The sequence below is a fragment of the Bacillus sanguinis genome (assembly GCF_018332475.1).
GTDB lineage: Bacteria > Bacillota > Bacilli > Bacillales > Bacillaceae_G > Bacillus_A > Bacillus_A sanguinis.
Genome location: NZ_BOQB01000397.1, coordinates 1 through 2,262 on the forward strand (window position 1 = coordinate 1; position 2,262 = coordinate 2,262).

1 protein-coding gene is annotated in these 2,262 nt (G+C 32.8%); it reads left to right on the forward strand.

Annotated elements, in window-relative coordinates:
- Positions 1-593 precede the first annotated feature (593 nt).
- Positions 594-2,262 (forward strand): Cna B-type domain-containing protein (locus KI369_RS26720; RefSeq protein WP_212958539.1); only part of this gene is annotated, 1,669 nt, incomplete at its 3' end.

Here is a 2,262-nt window from a genome sequence, read left to right on the forward strand (position 1 = left end):
CTATACAGATGAAGCTATCTTTTTTCATAAGAAAAGATAGCTTTATTTTTTTGAAAACGATTGAAAAAATGGTATATATCTTCTATTTAAATCTTCATTTATTATTATGTAAAAATACTTTTTATTGCACTTTGTTTATAAATGCATACCAACCGCTTTAAATAAGGTTTTAATGAATTTTTTTAGGCGGACTTTATAGATATTGAGATAATAATTTTAGTAAGAGTGGAATGAAGTTATGAAAGGAGAATTATCGCTGAAAAATAAAGAAAGTCAGTCATCAGATGACCTTATGGATAAAACGGTCAGTTAGTATATTTTGGTAGCATGAATATAGTAACAAATTAATATGTAAATGAATAGTCTTGTAATGTATTTTTATTGGGACTAGTATTTATTGTTGGCTGCCCGAAAAAAAGTAGGAATGAACACAATATAGTGAATGAATTGTGTTGTTTATTACTTTATGTTGTAGAACTAACGATGGTTTGATGCTGCAAATAATCTTTAGTCCGTACCCCCTTAGTTTAAGGGGGATTTTGGGTGGAATGGATCTCACGATTACAAGTTTAACAATGAATATTGGAGGCTTTATGAGTACATATTTAAAAAGAATATCTGTAATTTGTTTTATTTTTACTGTTATGATTGGACAAGTTTTTACGCCTATCGTAGGGCATGCTCAAGAATTAAACGCAACAGGATTTGTTGATAGTTTTTCATTTGAAAAGACGAAATTAAATTATGGGGAAAAGAATACGATATATGTGAATTTTAGTGAAAAACCTGGAAAGAAGATGAAGTCTGGGGATACATTAACGCTAGCACTTCCGCCAGAATTAAAAGGTTATAGTGGCACAATTCCATTAAAGGATGATTCAGGGCGTATTTTTGGTACGTGCCAGATTAATGCAAATAATGTAGTTTGTACATTTAATGATACAGTAGAGAAGCTTGAGAATATTAGAGGGAGCTTTAATTTCACTGTTCAAGGTACGAATGTTGAAGCCGGAAAGACGAAAGATGTACAAACGAATTTAGGGACAGATTTAGAAAAACAAATGGTAAGTATTACGCATCCAAAAGGAGAGGGTACAGAACCGGGGATGTTTTTCTATAAGTCGGGTGATATTCAGCCAGACAAAAGTAATGAAGTACGTTGGTTTTTAAATATAAATTTAAAGAAACAATATTTACATGACAACATCGTTTTAAAAGATACGTTACAAGAAGGACAAACGCTAAATAAAGATAGTTTTACTATTACTATCAATAATAAAGAGTATTTATCTCTTAAACAATTTCAAGACCGAGGTTATGGATACATTAAACTTACTAGTGATAACTCATTTGAAGTTGTCATTTATAGACATATGGCGAACGCTACGTCGTTTACCATTTTCTATACATCAACGATTACTGATAACGGGAAAAAGTTGAAACATCTACAGAATGACTACAAGCTTGATTATCAAATTTTATATGAGAAACCTATTTCTGAATCTAATAGTGTAAAGGTTGAAAATATATCATTTGGCGGCGAGGCTGAAGGGGTTTTACCTGCGAAAGGAACGTTGCAGATTGTTAAACATATTGAAGGAGACGAGAATAAGTTTATTCCAGGTGTTTCTTTTAAATTGTTTACAGAGTCAGGTCAGCAAATTGGTGATTCTTATACAACAAATCAAGACGGGATAGTTGAAGCACCAAACCTTGCTCCAGGTAATTATTACGTACAAGAAATTTCTGCTCCGAACTATGTAGAGTTTGATTCACAAGCGAAAATTCCTTTTACAATTAAGACGGATGCTACAAACGGAATAAAACTTATGGTTCCAAATAAGTTAAAAACTACATCTGTTGCAGGAACAAAAACGTGGGAAGGCGATAAAGTAAACGATCGTCCAAAAACGATTAAAGTAGATTTACTACAAAACGGCAAGGTCATTGCAACGAAAGAAGTTACTGCAGCAAATGGATGGAAATATGAATTTGAAAAGTTACCAGCAGTTGATAATGAAGGAAAAGCTCATACGTATGAAGTGAAAGAACAACTAGTATCAGGATATCAATCGAAAGTTAACGGATACGATATTACAAATATAAAGATACAGGAAGCAACAGAAGTAGAAGAACAAGGTAAAGAAGAATCAATAGAAGAACTGGAAGCTCCAACTAACCCGGAAGAACCAAAAGTAACAGAAGAGCCGAAAGAGCTAGAGAAGCCAGAAGTTACGGAGAAACCGGAAATTCATGTAAAAC